Source organism: Arthrobacter sp. 'calajunan' (assembly GCF_046940185.1).
Taxonomy (GTDB): domain Bacteria; phylum Actinomycetota; class Actinomycetes; order Actinomycetales; family Micrococcaceae; genus Glutamicibacter; species Glutamicibacter soli.
Window position 1 is genome coordinate 396,287 of the sequence record NZ_JBKZDY010000003.1, and the last position, 21,311, is coordinate 417,597.

Annotated in this window: 14 protein-coding genes; 4 read left to right on the top strand and 10 right to left on the bottom strand. The window is 64.5% G+C overall.

All coding sequences use genetic code 11. The features are described 5' to 3' along the window. Both RF641_RS06740 and RF641_RS06745 read right to left on the bottom strand, forming a co-directional pair. Positions 1-720, bottom strand: a complete 720-nt coding sequence (locus RF641_RS06740; protein ID WP_424572822.1) for a hypothetical protein — start codon at positions 718-720, stop codon at positions 1-3. 9 nt (positions 721-729) lie between these two features. Next, entirely contained in the window at positions 730-1,476 is a 747-nt protein-coding gene (locus tag RF641_RS06745) for a DUF5058 family protein (RefSeq protein WP_424572823.1), read from the bottom strand. 240 nt (positions 1,477-1,716) lie between these two features. Here RF641_RS06745 and RF641_RS06750 point away from each other — a divergent pair, with 240 nt between their 5' ends. Together RF641_RS06750 and RF641_RS06755 are read left to right on the top strand one after the other, a co-directional pair. Further along, a complete protein-coding gene (locus tag RF641_RS06750) occupies positions 1,717-2,682 on the top strand; it encodes an Lrp/AsnC family transcriptional regulator (RefSeq protein WP_424572824.1) in 966 nt (321 codons plus the stop codon). 267 nt (positions 2,683-2,949) lie between these two features. Next, positions 2,950-5,685 carry an aminotransferase class I/II-fold pyridoxal phosphate-dependent enzyme gene (locus RF641_RS06755; protein ID WP_424572864.1) on the top strand — a complete coding sequence of 912 codons (2,736 nt, stop codon included), beginning with the start codon at positions 2,950-2,952 and terminating at the stop codon, positions 5,683-5,685. A 71-nt stretch (positions 5,686-5,756) separates the two neighbouring features. On the opposite strand, the gene RF641_RS06760 is transcribed toward RF641_RS06755, so the two are convergent. The 5 genes from RF641_RS06760 to RF641_RS06780 all read right to left on the bottom strand — a co-directional run bounded on the left by RF641_RS06760 (position 5,757) and on the right by RF641_RS06780 (position 13,059). Continuing rightward, complete coding sequence (locus tag RF641_RS06760; protein WP_424572825.1) at positions 5,757-6,995, bottom strand: serine hydrolase domain-containing protein; 1,239 nt, start codon at positions 6,993-6,995, stop codon at positions 5,757-5,759. Then, positions 6,979-8,601 (bottom strand): biotin carboxylase, encoded by a 1,623-nt coding sequence (locus RF641_RS06765; RefSeq protein WP_424572826.1) that lies wholly within the window; start codon positions 8,599-8,601, stop codon positions 6,979-6,981. The genes RF641_RS06760 and RF641_RS06765 overlap by 17 nt, the downstream gene beginning before the upstream one ends. 263 nt (positions 8,602-8,864) lie before the next feature. Continuing rightward, on the bottom strand, positions 8,865-10,265 hold the full coding sequence (locus RF641_RS06770; RefSeq protein ID WP_052772480.1) for an NAD-dependent epimerase/dehydratase family protein: 1,401 nt from the start codon (positions 10,263-10,265) through the stop codon (positions 8,865-8,867). Positions 10,266-10,455: 190 nt separating this feature from the next. Beyond that, the gene (gene putP / locus RF641_RS06775) at positions 10,456-11,961 is read right to left on the bottom strand and encodes a sodium/proline symporter PutP (protein ID WP_424572827.1); all 1,506 of its coding nucleotides are present in this window, start codon (positions 11,959-11,961) and stop codon (positions 10,456-10,458) included. A 141-nt stretch (positions 11,962-12,102) separates the two neighbouring features. Then, positions 12,103-13,059: a LysR substrate-binding domain-containing protein gene (locus RF641_RS06780; RefSeq protein ID WP_047120012.1), complete on the bottom strand. Its 957-nt coding sequence runs from the start codon at positions 13,057-13,059 to the stop codon at positions 12,103-12,105. A 298-nt stretch (positions 13,060-13,357) separates the two neighbouring features. On the opposite strand from RF641_RS06780, the gene RF641_RS06785 reads away from it, so the two are divergent. After that, positions 13,358-16,816 carry a proline dehydrogenase family protein gene (locus tag RF641_RS06785; RefSeq protein ID WP_052772589.1) on the top strand — a complete coding sequence of 1,153 codons (3,459 nt, stop codon included), beginning with the start codon at positions 13,358-13,360 and terminating at the stop codon, positions 16,814-16,816. A 273-nt stretch (positions 16,817-17,089) separates the two neighbouring features. On the opposite strand, the gene RF641_RS06790 is transcribed toward RF641_RS06785, so the two are convergent. Next, complete coding sequence (locus RF641_RS06790) at positions 17,090-17,593, bottom strand: hypothetical protein (RefSeq protein WP_120990871.1); 504 nt, start codon at positions 17,591-17,593, stop codon at positions 17,090-17,092. Positions 17,594-18,527: 934 nt separating this feature from the next. Continuing rightward, positions 18,528-18,962, bottom strand: a complete 435-nt coding sequence (locus RF641_RS06795) for an Hsp20/alpha crystallin family protein (protein WP_424572828.1) — start codon at positions 18,960-18,962, stop codon at positions 18,528-18,530. 127 nt (positions 18,963-19,089) lie between these two features. Between RF641_RS06795 and RF641_RS06800 the strand changes: the two genes are divergently transcribed. Continuing rightward, on the top strand, positions 19,090-19,413 hold the full coding sequence (locus RF641_RS06800) for a MerR family transcriptional regulator (RefSeq protein ID WP_113606940.1): 324 nt from the start codon (positions 19,090-19,092) through the stop codon (positions 19,411-19,413). 1,298 nt (positions 19,414-20,711) lie between these two features. On the opposite strand, the gene RF641_RS06805 is transcribed toward RF641_RS06800, so the two are convergent. Continuing rightward, positions 20,712-21,296 carry a hypothetical protein gene (locus tag RF641_RS06805; RefSeq protein WP_424572829.1) on the bottom strand — a complete coding sequence of 195 codons (585 nt, stop codon included), beginning with the start codon at positions 21,294-21,296 and terminating at the stop codon, positions 20,712-20,714. Positions 21,297-21,311 lie beyond the last annotated feature (15 nt).

Here is a 21,311-nt window from a genome sequence, read left to right on the forward strand (position 1 = left end):
CTAGTGCTCGGAGGAAGCCTGGGTGGTGCGCTTGCGCAGCACCCAGGAGAAGACAATGGAGGCGATGACGACCAAAGCGGTGGCGAAGGCGCCGGTGGCCGGGGCCAGCGGGACCACCACGAAGTTCACCAGCAGGGCCGCGACGACCGCGACGATGGTCGGGCGCAGCGCCTTCATGGAGACGATGCACTGCACCAGCACCGCGCCCATCAGCGAAGGCAGGATGTACAGGCGGGCGACCTCGATGACCTCGGCGGGGATGTTGTGCACCAGCCAGGTGCCCAGCACGCCCACGAACAGCAGCAGGCTGGTCAGGTGCACGGTGGCGGCGCCGCAGATGGCCATCACCGCGGCAAGGTCGCCGCGCTTGGTGCCCGGCTTCGCGTCAATGGCAGACTGGGCCACGATGGCCGCCGGCAGCAGCTTGTTGGAAATGTTGCCGATCATGAACGCCTGGTACATGGCGGCGGAACCGAGGATCGGGAAGTAGGTCAGCGGCTCGACCACCCACAGCACCCCGAAGGTGGCGGCCACTGCCAGCAGCGCCACCCAGACCATGCCGGCGGTGACTTCCATGCCGCTGAAGAACGCGATGTAGATCGGGCCGGCCAGCGAGAGGATCAACCCCAGGGCCATGGTGATGGAGCCGTAGCGGCTGGTCTGCCGGTCGAAGCGCTCCATGGAGGCTGCGGCATTGGCGGAAAGCGAGGTTGCGCTCATGGTCAATCCTTAGGCGGTGTGCAGGTAGTAGGCGGATACGAGGGCGATGACGATGGAGATTCCCAGCGCCCATTCCTTGAGCCATTTCTGGTGCAGGGCCTTGGCCAGGTACAGGCACAGGCCCATAGCAGCGGCTGAAATCCCGACCAGGATCAGGTGCACGTTGGATTTCGGCAGTTCGGCGATGGTCAGCGCGGAGAACGCGCCGAGCAGCGCGGCGGTGGGAATCAGGGCCATGACCGCCGGGTTGCGCTTGGCCAGCGACTTGCCGCCCTTCTTCAGCAGCGGGGTCATGATCAGCGTGCAAAGCATCCACATCGCGCCGGACAGGCTCATGGCCATGAACGCGACGGCGAAGACCTGCTGGGTGTAGCTGTCCCCGCCCAGCGAGGCGCCCATGGTTCCGGCGGCGATGCTGGCCGAGGCGGTTTCGGCGGCGGCCGAGCCGATCAGGCCGATGCGCACCAGCACCGCCGGGGTGCCGAACAGCGCCAGCAACGCGATGGCGACCAGCACCACTGCCAGCGACGGGCCGATGGAGGCCACCGCGCCAGCGCGGAACGCCTCCTTCAGCTCGCGGACCGGCATCTCGATGTGCGGTGCGGCGGCCGTGGCGGCCTTGGCGTAGAGCACTGTCTGGACGAAGATGACGGCGAAGACGCCCAGGATACAGATCCAGAGGAACGGCGTGTTGGCGATGGCCCAGATGTTCGTCGAGCTCGGGTCGGCGGCTGCCACTGCTAAAGGCGTTTGCATGGTGGTTCCTTGCGGGGGAGGTCGAGGTGCGGTGTGAGGTGGATCTCGTAGCTTTAACGGTGACCGAGCATGCCCATCGATGGCAAGAAATGGGGATTCTTGCCAAGTGTCTGACGATTTCCCGCATTTCGAGGGTCCAGATGTCGTTCAATAGGGCAATTGGCAACTGAATTCGTCATCTGCCGGTCAGCCGACGGACGAATGTTGCGCCCCGGTCGGATTAGCCCGAAAGTTGAAGTCATGGTTGATTTTCAGGAGTTGGGCGAACTCGAGCAACGCATAGTCATGGCCCTCCAGGTCGACGGCCGGGCCACCTGGCGCAAGATCGCCAAGGTCCTGGACGAGCCAGAACGCACGGTGGCGCGGCACGGGGCCGCGTTGCTGGAGGACGGCAAGGTGAACATCGCCGCCATCCGCCATCGTGCCGGAGCGGTGATCGCGGCCTTGAACTGCGTTCCGGGCACGGTTCCGGTGGCCAGCGAGGCACTGTCGGCCCGAGCTGACACGAGCTTCACCTATATGGTGACGGGGCAGAGCGACGTGGTCAGCGAACTGCACTACGACGGGGGACTGGAAGACATCCTGACCCTCCAGCTGCCGGCGACCCCGGGGCTGAGCCAGATCCAGGTGTATCCGATCCTGAAATTCTTCAAGACCATCAGGGGCTGGAGGGCCGGGAACCTGAGCACCGCGCAGTTGCGGATGCTGGAGCCGGAGGTCGGGGGCGAACGCACCGAATGGCATCCGACCGAGGCGCTGGACGCAACGGACCTGACGATCATCGATGCGCTGCGCCGCGACGGCAGGGCGAGCATCGAGGCGATCTCCCGCCAGGTGAAACTCGGGGAATCGTCGGTATCGCGCCGGGTGGAGGCGCTGCTGCGCGGGGAGCACATCAGCATCCGCACGCTGGTGGAGCCTGCCTTGCTGGGACTTCCGGTCGAAGCGCTGCTATGGGTGCAGGTCTCCCCGGAGCGCATCGACGAGTTGGGCCAGCGCCTGAGCCAGCTGCCGCAGGTGCGCTATCTGGCGGCCATCGCCGGGGACGCGCAATTGCTGGTCGACGTGACGGTGCCTTCCCAGCAGGACTTGTACCGCTTCATCGCGCAGACCGACTGGGAGCAGATGGTACAGCTGCGCACCTCGGTGGTGCTCGGTGCCCGCAAGCGCGGAGGACGGCTCGTCTCCACGGCCAGCGGACGGTAGCCGGACGCACCCGGCAGCCGACAGGACCCGATAGGTCCCGTTGGCGGGGCCAGCGCAGTAGCCCGGCTGAGGCGAACGCGAAGCCGGTTAACGGCAGGAGAATTCTTGGCTGATAGCCGATCATAATCCGTCATATGCGCTTCTGCGCCTCAAAAGGGCGCAAGATTTCGCCTATTGTCTCGATTAGAAGGCAGCGCAGGACGCTTCCGTCACCGATCGAGCATCGGTTCGTGCTGCAGAGCTGAGAGGACAACGGCAACCGTGACGATGAGGTTAGCCAAGAGCAACAAGCAAGCAATCGCGACGCCGGAGAGCGCGTGGAGAAAACGCAAAGACGCGTGGGAACACCTGGGCTACGTACTCAGCGAGATCGCCTCCATCCCGGTCGACGAAGCCGGACGACGGGAGAACGAGCAGGAAGCCGGGCGGCTGCTCGGGCTGCTGTCCGCGATCGAACCCTATTGGGCCAATCCGGGGCTTGAATACTTCAACCGCGTGGCCGCCCTGATGTCCGACGGGCACTACGAGGACGCCATGCATCTGGTCTACCAGGCCAACCAGACTTTCCGGACCCAGACCCAGTACTTCGATGCCGATGGCCATGACAGCGCCGCGCCCGAGCCTGCTGAACGAGGCGCCTCCCATGGCAGCCCCCAGCAGCACGGCGCGCGCACGGTTCCGCAGGTCGAGATCCTGCTGGTGGAGAATGGCCCGGCGGAGGAAATCGAACGCTTCAAGGAGGAAATCCTCGAGCAGCGCCAGCGCACCGATCCGTTCCACTACAACTTCGTGGTGGTTCCCAGCGTCGAGGACGCGCTGGCGGCGATCGTCATCAACCCCTCGATCCAGTCGGTGGTGCTTTCGGCCAGGTATTCGCTGGAATCCAGCCGCCGGCTCAGTTCCACGCTGCAGAACTTCATCGCCGGGCGGATGGCGGGATACTTCACCTCCCGGCGCCAGATCCAGGGGCTGCTGGACCTGGAACAGATCCTGGAGAAGCTGCGCCCTGAGCTGCCGGTGTACCTGATCGCCGGGGTTGCGCTTGAATCCATCGCCCATGAGATCACCGGGCGCTTCCGCCGCATTTTCTCGCGCAATGACCGCATGGATTTGCATCTGTCGATCCTCGCCGAGATCACCGACCGCTACGACACCCCGTTCTTCGCCGCGCTGCAGAAGTACGCCAAGCGCCCGGGCGGGGTCTTCCACGCGCTGCCGATCTCCCGGGCCGCCTCGGTGAAGAATTCGCCGTGGGCGCGCGACCTGGTGGACTTCTACGGCAAGAACTTGCTGCTGGCCGAGACCTCGGCGACTTCCGGCGGGCTGGACTCTCTGCTGGACCCGCAGAGCTCCATCAAGAAGGCCCACGAACTGGCGGCCCGGGCCTTCCGGAGCCACCGCACCTACTTCGTCACCAACGGGACCTCGACCGCGAACAAGATCGTGCACCAGTCGATCCTCGCCCCGGGGGACATCGTGCTGGTGGACCGCAACTGCCACAAGTCGCACCACTATTCGCTGGTGCTGGCCGGGGCGAACGTGAGCTATCTGGAGGCCTACCCGCTCAACGAGCACTCCATGTACGGCGCGGTGCCGCTTCAGGAAATCAAGGGCCGGCTTCTGCAGCTGCGCCGCGAGGGGCTGCTGCACAAGGTCAAGATGCTGACGCTGACCAACTGCACCTTCGACGGCATCATCTACGATCCGCGCCGGGTCATGGAGGAATGCCTCGCCATCAAGCCCGACCTCGTGTTCCTCTGGGACGAGGCCTGGTTCGCCTTCGCCGGCTTCCATCCGGTCTACCGCCAGCGCACCGGCATGACCGCCGCGGCCCGTATGGAAGCGCAAATGGAGACCGTAGAGTACCAGGAGCGCTACGCGGCCCAGGCCGCCGCGCTGCCCGAGCCCGGTACCGCGCAGGATCCAGCCAACGACGAAGCCTGGTTGCGCACCCGGCTGATTCCGGATCCCGAGGCCGTCCGCCTGCGGGTGTATTCAACCCAATCGACGCACAAGACCCTGACCTCCCTGCGCCAGGGATCCATGATCCACATCTACGACCAGGATTTCGCGGCCAGGAACCTGAATACGTTCCGCGAAGCCTACATGACCCACACCTCGACCTCGCCGAACTACCAGATCCTCGCTTCGCTGGATATCGGGCGCCGGCAGGCGGAACTTGAAGGCTACGCGCTGGTCCAGCGGCAGGTGGACCTCGCCCAGTCGATCGCCAGGGCAGTCAGCCGGAACAAGCTGCTGAGCAAGTACTTCCGCATCCTGAACACCGCGGACCTGATCCCGGAGGAATACCGCTGCACGCGGACGGCGAATCCGGTGCGGGACGGGCTGGCGGTCTGGGACGAATCCTGGCAGCAGGACGAGCTGGTGGTCGACCCGTCGCGGTTGACGCTGGACATCAGCCGGACCGGAGTGGACGGGGACACGTTCAAGCACACCTACCTGATGGACGGGCATTCGATTCAGGTCAACAAGACCAGCCGCAGCTCGGTGCTGCTGATGACCAATATCGGCACGACCCGTTCGGCCGCGGCGCACCTGATCGAGGTGCTGGTGAAGATCGCCGAGGGCCTGGAACGCCAGAGCCGGATCGACGGCCGCGTGCTGGCCATGGGCACCGTGGAGGGGCCGGGACAGATCCCGCTTCCCGATTTCAGCTCATTTGCCCCGCAGTTCGCCGGTGGTGGCGGCAGCGGCAACATGCGCGCCGCCTACTACCTGACGTATCAGGACCCGGCCACCCAGTTCCTCTCCTCGGCCCAGATCAAGGAGCGCATCGGCGCCGGGCAACGGGTGGTTTCCGCGGTGTTCGTCACGCCGTACCCGCCGGGCTTCCCGGTGCTGGTGCCGGGGCAGGTCGTCACCATGGAGATCATGCGCTACATGGACGTGCTCGATACCCGGGAGATCCACGGATACCATCCGGACCTGGGCTACCAGGTCTTCACGAACCGCGCGCTGCGCGAATTCGCCGCCGACAGCTAGCGGCGCAGCCCGCCGCAACGCCCCGGACGCTGCCAGAGAGCGGCCGGGGCGTTGCTTTGCGGCCTACGGGTTCAGGCCGGGCATCCCAAGTGCCGTGCCACGGCCTCGAACGCCCGCAGGGTGGGGAAGAGCTTAGAAGCATCCTGCGGCAAGGGCCAGCTGGAGAGCTTGACCGCCACCAGCTTCACCGCGGGATCCATGTAGATCATCTGCCCGTGGATGCCCAGCGCCACCGCCGCATTCGTGGCGGGATTGGGGAACCAGATCTGGTTGCGGTACCGGCCACCGGGCATCAGGTTCTCTCCCGGCGACTGGGCGAACGCCTGGAACAGCTCATCGCTTTGCCGGAAGGTATCCTCAATCCACGCCGGAGAAAGCACCGCTTTCCCGGTCAGTGCGCGGCCGCCGTTGACGTAGAGGTGCCCGAAGCGGGCCAGATCCCGCAGCGTGGTGTTGAAGCCGCCGTCGAACATTCCGGTCCCGAATTGGTCCACACCCATCAGCAGATCCTGCTGGGCGCCGAGCTTCGACCACACGTATTCGGAGAGCAGCTGCTGCATAGGAGCTCCGCCAGCAGCCTCGCAGACCCAGCCCAGCACGTCGGTTTCACAGGACCGGTACTCAAACGGTCCGCCATGGGGTCCCTTGGCCTTGAGCGTCAGCAGGAAGTCGTACATCCCGACCGGGCCGATTGATCCGCGCTCCGGCGCCCAGCCGATGGCCTCTTCCAGCAGACGCACCTCGGCGTTGGGATCCAGATACTCCTCCGAAAACTGGATGCCCGAGCGCATATCGAGGATGTCGCGCACGCTGGCCCCGGCATAACCGGTGCGCGCCAGCGACGGAACGTAGCTGCACACCTGCCGGGACACATCCAGCAGCCCGGCATCGGCGAGTGCGCCGACCAAGGTGCCCACCAGCGTCTTGCTCACCGACATCAGCAGATGGTCGCTCTGCGCGGTCATCGTGTTGTAGTACTTCTCCCATAGGATCCGTCCGTTGTGGATGACGAGCACCGCGTCGGTATTCGTCGCGTGGATGACTCCTCGCACCGTCAGGGCTGGATCGGTGAAGCTGGATTTGGCGACCTCGAGCTTGCCGAGCTTCTCCTCGGCCAGCGGCAGCTTGACGATCGGCCCATCGCCGCGGGAGACCCGTACGGTCGGGTGGATGCGTGCGATGTTCTGGAACGAGCGCTTGACGTTCTGCGGGGCCTGCCAGTTGGCGATGGACAGGGCGCCTGCGGGTTCAGGCCGGGCGGGAAGGACGCCATCGCCGGGAGGGCCCGCCGAATCAATGTCCATTGTCATTGGGAGGAACGTCGATGCCCTTGTACTGGGAGCGGATGGAGGAAATGAAATGCTTGGCATCGATGGTGAGTTTGGTTTTCTTTTTGCCTTCGTACTGAAGCTTGGCCTTGGTGACCAGGACCCCAAGATCGGCTCCCTTCCAACGGTAGTCGTGCTCGCCGTAGATGCGCAGGAAAAACGCTTCCTTGTGGTTCTGAAGCTGGTGCCAGTCCAGGGCCGAGCGGGAGAATTGCAGTTTGCCGCGGGAATCGAGGTAGTAGTTGCCCGTGCGCGGCGCGTGGGTCAGGTACTGGAGGATGTCGTCGGTTTCCTTGATGATCATGTGGCTCCATACGTCAGCCCCGGACATCTCCTGCCAGCGTTCGTTGATCTCGTCCACGTCCAGCTTGAAGTCCACGTCGAGGTACTCCAGCAGGTGGAAGAGGAACAGCGGAACGTCCGCGTAGGCGCCGGCGGTGACATTGGTGATTGCGCTGGCCCCTGAGATGCGCGGATTCAATTCGCCCAGGTACACCTCATCGGTGTCGGTGTCCACCAGCACGTCGACTTCGAAGAAGCCGCGGTACCCGGTATTCTGCAGGCCGCTGCCGACGTTTCGCACCAGCTCAATGGCCCGCGCTCGCTGCGAGTCCGTGAGGATATCTGGGTGCATTTCATTGCCGCACCACCCTCCCTTGTAGGGAGTGAGCTCCTTGTAACCGGCCAGTTCGGTGAGGATCGGTCCCACCACGGTGCCGCAGCGGGTCAGGACCGCCTCGACGGCCACCGGCTGGTTGTTGATGCGCTTCATGACCTTGAGGTCTTCGCCGAGAATGTACTTCGAATACTGGTTCCAGTTCTCTTCGTTGGCGATGAAGAATGTTGTCTTGCCCGAATCGCCGTAGGGGGTTTGCACCACCAGGTCGTTTCCGAGCTTGCCCTTGCGCGCCAAGGCCATCAGCTCGTGGTAGCTGGAAGCGGTGCCCAGCACATTGGGCACCGAGGGAGCTCCGGCGGCGTTGCCCAGCTTGGTAGTGACGATTTTTGAATCAAGTTCGGTGCGCAGCGCAGCCGGGGGAAGGATCAGGTCGTAGCCTAGCTCTTCGCAGATGGATTCGGTCTCTTCGTTGAAAAACACCATGGCGACCTTGGGCTTCGGCCCGCCGACGGTGCGCTGGGAGTCGATGAATTCGCGGACCTCCGAGTTCTCCAGCAGCCAGTTGTTGATCTCCTCGGCGCTGTCGAATTCGACATAGGGTTTCTCACTGGGGGTGAAGACGCGCGGATGTTGTCCGTCCCACCCGTCGTAATAGGTGATGTAGCTGAACTTTCGAACCCAGCGGTCCAGCCCCAGCAGGTTCACCGGGGTCGCGCCAATGAAATAGATCGGCGTCTGATTGGTCCGGAAGAAATGGCGCACCTCGCTCATGTTCTTCAGCTGCCGTCCGAAAGGCAGCACCCGCGGGGCCGCTTCGGGATGGGGCTCGTCGTTGTAGGCGGCGTCGGTAGCGACATTGGCGTTCAAGCCTTCGGTGGCCTGGACCTGATGGCGCAGCTTGGACAGCTCGCTGGGCTTCGGGATTCGTGGACGTGTGATGTGGGATGAAGCTTCGAGAATATTGGCCATGTCGGTAGTCGGTCCTTCTCAAACGGTCAAGAGGCAGGTCACTGCGCGCACGGGGTGTGACAGTTTCATGCTCAGCGCTTGCGGTGAGCGCCGGAACACCGGGCGGTGAACGGCCGATGAACATTGGCCGGTGTCGCCCGCTGCCGCCCGGTGACATGGCGCGAAGCTGCGGGCAGCGCTTCGGCCTGAGCTTTTGTGACCCAAAATGACATGGCGAAGGCCGGAGGATCTACGAAAGATCCACCGACCTATCCCGGATCCGGCTAGCGACCAACGGTCGCCGCGAAATCCAGCTCCTTGAATTCGAAACCTGCGTCGCGAAGGACAGTGCTGGTCGCCTTGCGTCCTGTCAGGATGACCCGGGCATTGGTGCCCATGACCGCCGCGCCCACCGTGGGAATTAGGCTCCCGGTCGGCACACCGGGCATCCCGGCCAGCGAGCGCAGGGCTGTCATCACTTCCTCGTTGCGCAGCGGATTCGGGGCCGTGGCGTGCACGATTCCGTCGGGGATTTCAGGTGCTTCAAGGCGCAGCAGGCAACGGATGACGTGCAGCCAATCTTCCATGCCGATCCAGCTGAACCACTGCTTGCCGTGGCCCAGCTTTCCGCCCAGCCCGGTGTTCGCCAGCAGATTCAGCGGGCCGAGCAACGGGGCGTCCGGATGCATGACCAGGGAGGTGCGCAGGATGTAGCGGTGCTTCGCATTGACCTGAGCCTGGGTGAACGCTTTCTCCCACGCGGCGGCAACACCGGTCATCTCGGGCAGCGCCTGCTCGCCGGTGGGGATGGGGCTGGACTCGGTGAGTTCCGTTTCGCCGGCATCGGAGAAGATCGCGGTGGTGCTGGACTGGATCCAGGTGGCCAGTTTCGAGCCCTTGGCGGTGGCCTCGGCCAGCGTACGGGTGGTGCGCACCCTCGAATCTGTCAGTTCGGCGATATTCTGGGCGGTGTTGCGCTTGTCCACGCGCTCGCCGGCCAGGTTGACCAGGTGCACCGGTCGGTCGCTGGCGAAGGCACCGGTCCACGGGCCCTGGTGCTGCCCATCCCAGATGTACTGTTCGGCGGGGAAATCAGCCTCGCGGGTGCGCGAAAGCACCGCCACCGAGGCACCTCGGCAGACCAGGTCCGCGGCGAGGTTGCGGCCCAGGAACCCGCGCCCGCCGGCAATGACCACATGGGCGTTGAGCTTGATGTGCGCGGTGTGGGCGATCAGCCGGTAGAGCCGGGCTGCGGACACGGCGAAGTCCTCGCACAGGTCCTTGCCCACGGTGAACTTGAAGGCGGTGGTGCCCGGTCCGTGCAGCTCGACGGTGAAGTGCAGCATGCAGCCGCCTTCGTGCTCGTCGACGCGCCAGCGCAGCACCATGGAACCGCCGGGCTGAGGCTGGGTGAACTCGACCATGCGTGCGGCCTGGTTGCGGCGGGTGATGGAGCCGGACGGCGCGGTGGCCCGGTGCAACGGGCCGAAGACCTTGCCCGGAGGCAGCAGGTCCACCTTGGTGCCGACTCCGCGCTGGTCGTCATGCACCGTGAAGCCCAGCTGCTTCATCCAGTGCCCGGTCTGCGAGAGGTTTCCGACGATCGAATACACGGCGTCGGCGCCCGCCGCCAGGAACTGCGACTCAGTGCGCTGCCAGTGCGTGAACTTCTTGGTGCTGCTCATCGAGATTCCCCCTGCGTCGTGGAGCTTGCGGCTTATCCCAAGGCTACTTGGTGGAAGGCTGTTCGGTGGGCAGGAACCGGACGTGTGCTCGGACTGTTACGCGATCTGCTGTTCGAGGAAAACAAAGGCTCCCGCCGTCCCCTGGGTCCGGGGATGGCGGGAGCCATATGCAGGTTGGCGCGGGCGGCGCTTAGGCGGTGACCTTGACGCCGAGCTCGTTCTCCATTTCGGTGAATTCTTCCTGCACCTGCTCGTTGTGGCGGTAGGTGCCCAGGGACACCAGCCAGGCAACCAGCAGGTTGATGGCGAAGCCAGGAACGATTTCATACATTGCATTCGAAAGATCTGGGATGTTGCCCCAGACGAAGACGACCACGGCGCCGGAGACCATGCCGGCGAAGGCGCCTATGGCGGTCAGCTTGCGCCAGTACAGGCTCAGCAGCACAATCGGGCCGAAGGCGCCGCCGAAGCCAGCCCAGGCAAACGATACGAGCTTGAGGATCGATGAATTCGGGTCCAGCGCCAGCAGCACGGCGATGACCGCGATAACCAGCACGCCGGCGCGGCCCAGATTCACCAGGGCCTTCGGGGAGGCCTTGCGGCCGGCGATGTTGTACAGGTCCTCCACCAGCGCGGAGGAGCAGACGATCAGCTGCGAGGACATGGTGGACATAATCGCCGCCAGCACCGCCGCCAGCACCAGGCCGGCGATCAGCGGGTGGAAGAAGACCTGGCTGAGCAGCAGGAAGACGGTCTCGCTGCTGGACTTGTCCAGCGGAGTGTCGGCGAAGTAGGCGATGCCGATCAGTGCGGTGCACACCGCGCCCAGGGTGGTCAGGAACATCCAGCCGATGCCGATGCGGCGTGCGCTCTTGGCCTCGGCCGGGGTGCGCAGCGCCATGAAGCGCACCAGGATGTGCGGCTGGCCGAAGTAGCCGAAGCCCCAGGCTGCGGTGGAGAAGATCGCGACGATGGCAAGGAAGGTGCCGTTGCCGTCGAAGGAGGAGAACAGGTTGAAGGCCACGGGGTTGGCGTCGGTGATGCGCTGGCCCAGGGTATTGATGTCTCCGACCTGCAGGACTGCCACGATCGGCACCGCGACCAGGGCCGCGAACATCAGCAGGCCCTGGACCATGTCGGTCAGCGAGGCGCCCAGGAAGCCGCCGAACAGCGTGTACAGCAGGGTGATGCCGGCGACGAATAGCAGGCCGGTCATGTACGGCCAGTTGAAGGTGGAGTCGAAGAACTTGCCGGCGGCCACCATGCCCGAGGAGACATAGAAGGTGAAGAAGCCCAGGATGATGATCGAGGAGGCAATGCGCAGCATGTGCGTGCCGTCCTTCAGGCGCTTCTCGAAGTAGCTCGGGATGGTGATCGCGTTCTGCGCGATGGCGGTGTAGGAGCGCAGGCGCGGGGCCACGAACTTCCAGTTCAGCCAGGCGCCGATGAGCAGGCCGATGGCGATCCAGGCTTCGTGCATGCCGCCCAGGTAGATGGCACCGGGCAGGCCCATGAGCAGCCAGCCGGACATGTCCGAGGCGCCAGCCGACAGCGCAGCCACCCAGGGCTTCAGGCCGCGGTCGGCCAGCATGTAGTCATCGATGTTGTTGGTGCGGCGATACGCGATATAGCCGATGCCAAGCATGGCGGCCATGTAGATCGCGATCGCGATCATCTGAAAAGTCTGGTCGGACATGTTTCCTCATAACCTGTTCTGCCCGCCGCGATGATGTACCGGGGCGGGACGCGGGTCTTGTGGTGCGAGTCACCACTATGGCACCAATTGGAGGGTTTGTCGCGTTCCGCCCGGAGCGTTGTTACCGAAATGTGACCCAACTCATCGAAGGAGCCGTTTGGTCGGCGGCGGGTCGGCCGAACCCTGCTCGTCGATCATTCCAGGCTGCCGGTGCAGCAGCGAGCGCACCGCCTGCATGGCCGGGGACTGGGTCGAGGAATGCCGCATGGCGGTGAAGATGGTGCGCATCGGCGCGCCCGGCAGCTCGACCGCGCGCAGCGTCCCGGAATCGGTGCGCAGCACCAGTGCGGGCAGCAGCGCCACCGCGTTGCCGGACGCCACCAGCTGCAGATGGGCCTGCAGGTCCGCGGTTTCGTAGCGCACGTCCGGCTCGAAGCCGGCCAGCCGGCAGGACTGCTCGGCCCAGTGGCGGCTGGCCGCACCCTCCGGCTCCATCACCCAGGGCAGGTGCGCGGCGTGCTCCAAGGTGGCGACCCGGTCGAATTCGGCATTGCCCGCCGCACCCCGGGCCGGCAGCGCCAACCGGATGGCGTCGTGCGTCAGCACTCGTCGGTCGAGGTTTTCATAGTGCGGTGCGGCGTGCCCGGGGTACTGCTCGGCGACCACCAGGTCGAAGTTGCGGCTGCTGGTTTCGTGCAGCGCCTCGGCCGGCTCCTGCTGGCTCATCTCCACCCGCAGGCGCGGGTAGGTGGTGCGCAGCTCGCGCAGTACCGGCGGCATCAGGGCCAGCATGGCGGTTTGGAACACGGCCAGGCGCACGGTACCGGTGACCGTGGACAAGGTGGCGGCCAGCGCCGCTTCGGCCCGCTCCATGGAGCCAAGCAGTTCCTCGGTGTGGGCCACCAGGACCTGGGCCTGCGGGGTCAGCTGCAGCGTGCGTCCGGTGCGGCGCAGCAGCTCCACGCCCGCTTCCGCCTCCAGCTGGGTGAGCTGCTGCGAAACCGAGGAAGGGGAGTAGCTGAGCACGTCGGCGACCTCCGCGATGGTGCCGCGGATGCTCAATTCCCGAAGCAGCCGCAATCGGCGCAGTTCAAGCATGGTTTACCCCCGCGTTTTCCGGTGAATTTCAGACCCTGTGGAAACATTAGCAAACCCGAATGAAATCCTTCGGTTTTGTTCACTTTTGCTTAACCCGCAAAAGGGTCATACTCAATCTTGCACACAGCTTCGCGTGGCGCGTGGTTCCTGACCGGAGCAGGCGGCCAGCACAGCCCAAAAACGACCTGAGCGTTCGGTGCCGAACCCCCATGTACGAACCGCATCGAAGGGACCACAAGTGTCTTCCACCAACACCCAGCACCTCGTGCCGCCGGCCGTCGACGCCGCCGGCAACACCATGACCACCCCGGCCGAACTGGCCGACGACGCCATCAAGCTGGTCCGCCGCTGGCTCACCGAAGCCGCGCAGTTCCCGACCGACGCCTCCGCCGCCCGCCTGGCCGGAGTGCTCAAGGACCCCAACGGCCTGGACTTCACCGTCGGCTTCGTCGACGGCGTGATCCGTCCCGAGGACCTGAACGTCGCCGCCGCCAACCTCAAGGCCCTGGCCCCGAAGGTGCCGGCCTTCCTGCCGTGGTACATGCGCAAGGCAGTTGGCCTGGGCGGCGTCATGGCGCCGATCGTGCCGCAGATCGTGGTTCCGGCGGCCCGCAAGGTGCTGCGCGAGATGGTCGGCCACCTGATCATCGACGCCTCCGACGCCAAGCTGGGCGGCGCGATCTCCAAGATCAAGCGCGAAGGCGTCAACCTGAACGTCAACCTGCTGGGCGAGGCCATCCTGGGCGAGGGCGAAGCAGCCCGCCGCCTGGAGGGCACCACCAAGCTGCTGGCCCGCGACGACGTGGACTACGTGTCCATCAAGGTCTCCGCCACCGTGGCCCCGCACAACCACTGGGCCTTCGACGAGGCGGTGGAGCACATCATCGAGAAGCTCAAGCCGCTCTACGAGCTGGCCAACCGCGGCTCCAAGAAGAAGTTCATCAACCTGGACATGGAAGAGTACAAGGACCTGGAGCTGACCATCGCGGTCTTCACCAGGATCCTGTCCATGGACGAGTTCAAGAACCTGGAAGCCGGCATCGTGCTGCAGGCCTACCTGCCGGATGCCCTGGGCGCCATGATCCAGCTGCAGGACTTCGCTTCGGCCCGCGTGGCCGATGGCGGCGCACCGATCAAGGTGCGTGTGGTCAAGGGCGCGAACCTGCCGATGGAAACCATGGAAGCCGACATCCACGGCTGGCCGCTGGCCACCTGGCACACCAAGCAGGACTCCGACACCAGCTACAAGATGGTCATCGACTACGCGCTGCGCCCGGAGCACGTGAAGAACGTGCGCATCGGCGTGGCCGGCCACAACCTGTTCGACGTGGCCCTGGCCTGGCTGCTGGCCAAGTCCCGCGGCGTCACCAAGGGCATCGAGTTCGAGATGCTGCTGGGCATGGCCACCGGCCAAGCCGAGGCGGTGCGCCGCGAGGTCGGCGAGTTGCTGCTCTACACCCCGGTGGTGCACCCGGAAGAATTCGACGTGGCGATCGCCTACCTGATCCGCCGCCTCGAAGAGGGCGCCAGCCAGGAGAACTTCATGTCCGCGGTCTTCGAGCTGGAGAAGAACGAGGCGCTGTTCCAGCGCGAGAAGGACCGCTTCCTGGCTTCCCTGGAGGCCATGAGCGAGCAGGTCCCGGCTCCGCACCGCGTGCAGAACCGCCAGGTCCAGGACGAGGCGCTGGCCGGGAAGGTCCAAGGCCTGATCGAGGGCACCACCGGGTTCTTCAACACCCCGGACACCGATCCGGACCTGGCCCAGAACCGCGCCTGGGGCCGCGAGATCCTGGCCAAGATGCAGGACTCGTCGCTGGGCAAGGACCTGGTCTCCTCGCACACCATCCACTCCTCCTCGGAACTGGATGAGGCCATCGCCATGGGCGTGGACGCCGCCGCCGGCTGGCAGGCACTGGGCTCGGCCAAGCGCGCCGAGATCCTGCACCGCGCCGGCCAGCTCTTCGAAGAGCGCCGCGCCACCATGCTCGAGGTGCTCGGCTCCGAGTGCGGGAAGACCATCGACCAGGGCGACGTGGAAGTCTCCGAGGCGATCGACTTCGCCCACTACTACGCCCAGCGCGGCCGCGACCTGGACACCGTCGACGGTGCGACCTTTGTGCCGTCCAAGCTGACCGTGGTCACCCCGCCGTGGAACTTCCCGATGGCGATCCCTGCCGGCTCCACCCTGTCGGCCCTGGCCGCGGGTTCCGCCGTCATCATCAAGCCTGCCAGCCAGGCCGCGCGCATCGGCGCCGTCATGGTCAAGGCCCTGTGGGACGCCGGCGTGCCGAAGGACGTGCTGCAGCTGGTCTTCGTCAGTGAGCGCGAGCTGGGCACCCAGCTGGTCTCCGACGCCCGCGTCGACCGCCTGATCCTGACCGGCGGCTACGAGACCGCCGAGCTGTTCCGCTCCTTCCGCAAGGACCTGCCGCTGCTTGCGGAGACCTCGGGCAAGAACGCCATCATCGTCACCCCGCATGCGGACCTCGACCTGGCGGCCAAGGATGTGGTGCAGTCGGCCTTCGGCCACGCAGGCCAGAAGTGCTCGGCCTCCTCGCTGGTCGTGCTGGTCGGCTCGGTGGCCACCTCGCGCCGCTTCAACAGCCAGCTGATCGACGCGGTCAAGTCGCTGAAGGTCGGCTACCCGTGGAACCCCGAGTCGCAGATGGGCCCGCTGATCGGCGAGCCGGGCGAGAAGCTCAAGCGCGGCCTGACCACCCTGGGCGCCGGAGAGCGCTGGGAACTGAAGCCCGAGCAGCTCGACGACTCGGGCAAGCTGTACTCCCCGGGCGTGCGCTACGGCGTGAAGCGCGGCAGCGAGTACCACCTGACCGAGTACTTCGGCCCGATCCTCGGCGTGATGACTGCCGAGACCCTGGAAGAAGCAGTGGCCATGGTCAATGAGATCGACTACGGCCTGACCTCGGGCCTGCACTCGCTGGACCAGGACGAACTGGCCTACTGGCTGGAGAACATCCAGGCCGGCAACATCTACGTGAACCGCGGCATCACCGGCGCCATCGTGCAGCGCCAGCCGTTCGGCGGCTGGAAGAAGTCGGCCATCGGTGCCGGCACCAAGGCTGGCGGCCCGAACTACCTGGTCGGCATGGGTTCGTGGACCGATGCGCCGGTCACCGAGACCGCCGCGCTGTCCACCTTCGATGAGCGCCTGCTGAACACCGCGGGTCTGGACGAGGCCGACACCCAGTGGCTGTCCGCAGCCCTGGGCAGCGACAAGCTGTGGTGGAACACCGAGTTCAACCAGGCCAAGGACCGTTCAGGTCTGCAGGCCGAGCGCAACGTGTTCCGCTACCGCCCGGTGGACGTGACCGTGCGCTACGAGAACGAGACCAGCGGCCACGGCATTGCCGAGGCGCTGCGCGTGCTGGCCGCCGGCGTGACCGCGGGATCGCGCGTGGTGTTCTCCGCTGACGTCGAGCTGCCGCGCGGCGTGCGCAACCTGCTGGCCGAGCACTCGGTCACCGTGGTGCGCGAAGACGCAGCGGGCTTCGCGGCCCGCGCCGCCAAGCTGGCAGCCAAGACCGGTCCGCAGTCCTCGGCCCGCATCCGCCTGATCGGCGGGTCGCTCTCCGAGGTTGCAGAGGCCACCAACGGCAAGCCTGACGTGGCGATCTACGCCTCGAACGTCACCGGCGCCGGTCGTGTGGAGCTGCTCCCGTTCCTGCACGAGCAGGCAGTGTCCATCACCGCCCACCGCTTCGGCACTCCGAACCACCTGAGCGACTCGTTGATCTAGGCGCCGTCAGCACCAGGTCGAAGACAGGCCGCGGTGAGTTCCCCGACAAGGGGAGCTCGCCGCGGCCTGCGGGTTTAATCGAGGTCCACTGACCAGTGGGCATGAACGCGCGATGCGCTGCCAAGGCCACGGCGATGCCTGGCCGAGCATTGCTGGTTTGACCGGCACGCATGGGGCCTCGGAGCAGGGCACGTCGTGTTGTCCCATATCCTCGATGCCGATCTTCCCGTGCCGCCTCTGGGAGGCCACGCGGAAGGAGCGGAACGCTCGAAGCTAGGTACCAGAAGTGCCCAGGGGGATATGTTCGAGTGGGCGCGTGTGCTTCCGGGAGGAATGGATCATCTGTTCGCGGCTGCACGTTAGGCGGTCACTGCGGGCAAACAGCGGAATTTCTCGAACGCGGACATCATGGTTCCATCCCTTGGGCCGGAAGCGCACTGCGGGGCTCTGCATCGCTTTCTGACACATTTCCCGGAAGGTGTACGCTTCATTGCGCTTGAGTTCAACGCCGTCTTCGGGATGCTCGGTGGATTCCGGCCCGGAAACTTGCCACAGGGTGAGCTCGTCCGAATACGGGTCATAACATCCGATAAGGACCGCCGAGTTGTAGGTGGATACCAGCCCCATCGCGGTGTCCAGCGTTTCGTAGGGTGCAGTGATGACTATGGGCATCGCAGGCTGCCAACCATAGCGGCGAAGGTGCTCCTGCGCATGGGGTGACGTCAACAGATTCCTAAGTTCTTCGGCCGTGTGGGTCCGCAATTCTTGGTGAAACATCGCATGTGCTCCTGTCGTTCATGTCCGCAGCAAGTCCTTGCAATCTCAGGTATTCGCCAAGTGCGAGAGCTAATCTGTGTTTTATGTCGGTAGCTGAGTCACCACGAATCATAGGCCCTGCGTATTCTTGTCGCGGCGATTCCGCCTGATTCACAGCTTCCAACCATTTAGCGGGCGGCGGGCGGGGTCGGGACATCCGCTCGCCGGCAGCAAATCGATTGCTTCTCCGGTACCGCTCAAGGTGGGCTGGAGCCGCCAGCGGGGCACTGTGCCGGCCTAGGACGATGACTGCATGCCGCTGGGGATCGGCACTGCAATGCGCCCTGGTCGCGGTCGGCACCCGGAGCCGTCCTCCCGTACGATCAGTTCGTTCAACTCGGATCGGTCTTTGGGGTTGATCCAGTGTCCCCGGTGTGGATGCGTCCTTCTTGGCCATAGGCCAAGGAAGCCGGACGAGGCCGCTTCGCTTCTCGCGGTCCTGGGTCGGTTCAGGCATCCGCGCGCCGCTGAACGAATTCTGGCCAACGGGTCGTTCTTGGTGCGAACCGTTGCTGCTCGTTCCGAAGGGGTGCGCCCGGTCTTCGGTTCGGACGCACCCCTGTCGACCACTCTGTTCAGGTTCTTCGGCCAGGCTCACCGGCTACCGGTGGTGAACGAGAATAAACCCTTGCAGGTCCGATGGCGCGTACTGACCTTTCACTCACTCGGGTATCGTTCTCTGCTTCCGGACACCGCTGACTGGGCCGCGGAACACCGTCGAGCGCGGTTCGTCGGCGCGCTCGCGGCGGCTGGTCCTGACGTGGTGCCGTGGATAGCTCGAGCTCGTATATGGCCAGAAGCAACTCGTCATCAATGACCAACGGGTGGAACACCGGATCAATGAAGGCAGACATGACACATCATCTCCGCGCATGCCCCTCAGGGGCATCCTTGACTAGCTGGTTAATTCCTTGGGGTCTTTCCCGCCGCGGTTGACCGCAACCTGGATACGGCGGGGCTTGGCACTTTCGGCCACAGCAATATCCAGCCTCAGCACGCCATCGACATAGGAGGCTTGGATGCTCTCGGTATCCAAATGATCCCCCAGCACCAGTTCGCGGGTGAAGTGGCCCCACAGTCTTTCCGAACCGGTCACGTACTGACGGCCTTCCGGCTTGGTGCGCTCGGCGCGGATGGTCAAGATGTTCTTTTCCACGGCCGTGTCGATCTGCTCGGCATCGATGCCTGGTAGATCGAATTCAGCATGGAATCCGTCTTCGTCCCGCCATGCCTCCATTGGCATCGGGTGGACGGGCTCAGAGCTGAGTTGGGTGTTGAAAGCTCGCTGTACCAAGCGGTCGAAATCGCGAAGTACCTCGGTCTGCATCATCTGAACTCATTCCTTTCTGGTGTGACACTCTATGATGGTGCAATTCACTTTCCGTTAGATCTATACCTAACGATGTAGATTTTATAGCATGGGAATCAGAGATCACGCAAGCTACGCAAGGTAAAAAATGTCAAAAAATTCTGCACACCCAGAAGGTGCCTCTCGAACGCATTCCATTGCCACCGCTGCGCAGAGCGTGGGGGTGAGCGTGCAAACTGTCAGGCTTTATGAAGTGCGAGGCTTGATCACCCCAGCACGGACCAGCGGGGGCACGCGCAGGTACCACGCGGAAGATTTGGCCCGGCTGAAGCAGATATCTGAGCTGATCGAGCAGGGCGTGAATCTGGCCGGCATCGGCATCATCTTGGAGCTGGAAGCTGAAAATATCGGCCTACGGGAGCAGCTTGCCGAACAGTCTGCCGAGGGGACGAATGAGCGCATCAGGGAATGAGCCTTGATCCGCCATCCGCCAAGGCCCGGAGGCCAGGGATGCGTTTCTCCTGCGTGGGAGAATGTGCAGTCGGGGGTTTGCTGCCGTGGCCGTGCATCAACGAGAGAGCCATCGCCAAGAACGCTGGGACGTCGAGCTTGAGCGGCGATCGAGATGACCGGGCCATGCGCGTCCTGTGTCCCGATGGTCTTCCGGACTCTGCGCGCAGATTCACCAGCAGCTCGAAAAAGGGCAGGGCGGACCGTTGGCCAAGATCTGCCGGTGCTGTGCTCCGCCAGGCAACGTGACTGCCATGCCTGCTTGCCGGCATTGGAGAGGAAGCAGCAGAGACAGAGCAAGCGGACGAAGCCTCTTAAAAGGAGGAACATCCCATTGGGCAATGGGATGCTTCCTCGCAAAAGTTACCGCAGCGCGGGATCCGTTGCCCACGGTACTGCCCTTCCGGATCTGCATACGCAAATGCGTGGAAAATTACTCGACGAAAGCACGCATCCGCAAAGGGCACCTCACGAGCGTTTTGACGCTATCTGGGAGTATCCACTCGAAGGACATGGGCAAGAGTTCCGCACTCTTAGTAATCTGCCGGTGGATCCGAGGCCGGGAACGATTCCTTCTCCCACTCGCGGGCCAGGGCCTCCTCTTCCTCTTTGGTCTCCTTGCTAAGTACTTCATTTTTCTTCGGGACTAGCGTCCACTCGATCTCGGTTCATCTTGTTCCCTGCCTTCTTGGGAATCCCTGAATCACCTCGTTGACGATTCGTCCGCAAATAATTGCGCGGCAGCCTCTGCGAATCGCGGGTCCGCCTGCGGCACGAGCCAGCCCTCTGGCATGCCCTGGCCTTGGCGGCTGACGGCTCTTCGACCCGTAGGCTCCGTGCAGCGCGTTCCCCTGGATCCCGGTGGCGGGATGGGGCAGCCGGTTCCACGCGCCAGCAAGCACATCTCAAGCAGACGAAGGCGGCGTGCAGGCATCAACCAGCGGGGAAGGAAGTGAAACTACAGTGCCCTCCGTCTCGCCCTAGCTTGGGAGGCAACTGCGTTCGGCTGCGAACCCCCGGCAGGTAGTTCTCGTTCCCGCATGCCAGCTGCGCAATAACGCGCCGGTCGTTGAACCCTTGAAGTCGTGGAAAAGCCCGGATTCCGGGGCCTGGCAAATGGCAGGGCGGGTAAAGATTCTCGCAGCGCTGGCGGTGCCGTCCGCAGCCTGCTTGGCCAGTTCCATAAGGGCCTGTCTTGCGCCCTCGCCGCCTGCCGGGATTCCCCGGGATCCGTTGCCAGCGATCCGGCATGTTCGGCAATCAGCGCGGGAGCACCCGCGCCGAATAGCGTGCCACAGCGAAATCGGCCAGAGCCGCCAGTGCGGCAGGCACGATGTAGCGGGCGACGGTGACCACGGCGAAGAGGGTGAAGGTTCCGTCCACGGATCGGGAGACAGCCTGCACCGCGAAGCCCATGCCCAGGGTGGAAGCCAGTCCGACCAGCCAGCCAGCCAGCCGGCGCTGGCGCAGGATGAACCAACCGGTCATGCTCAGCACCGGCAGCAGCAGGCCCCAGACGGTGAAGTAGCCGGCGTACGCGCCGGTGAGGTCCAGTGCCGAGACCAGGAACCAGTCCGCGTATTGCACCGAACCTAGCACCGGAAACTTGAGCAGCACGTCGAGGACCAAAGACAGCAGCACCAGCCCGATGCCGAAGATCTTCGTGTCCCGCGGCAGCGGCAGCAGCCAGAAGCTTGCGAGCACGAGAACCCGGAGGGCCCACAGGGCGATGACCGACAGCACGCCGGTATCGAAGACGTAGTGCGCGGTGGCCAGGATGGTTGAGCCGATGATTCCGCTCAGGGCCACCAGCCAAACGACGATCAGCCGGGCGGACAAATTCACAAGGGGTTTCTCTTC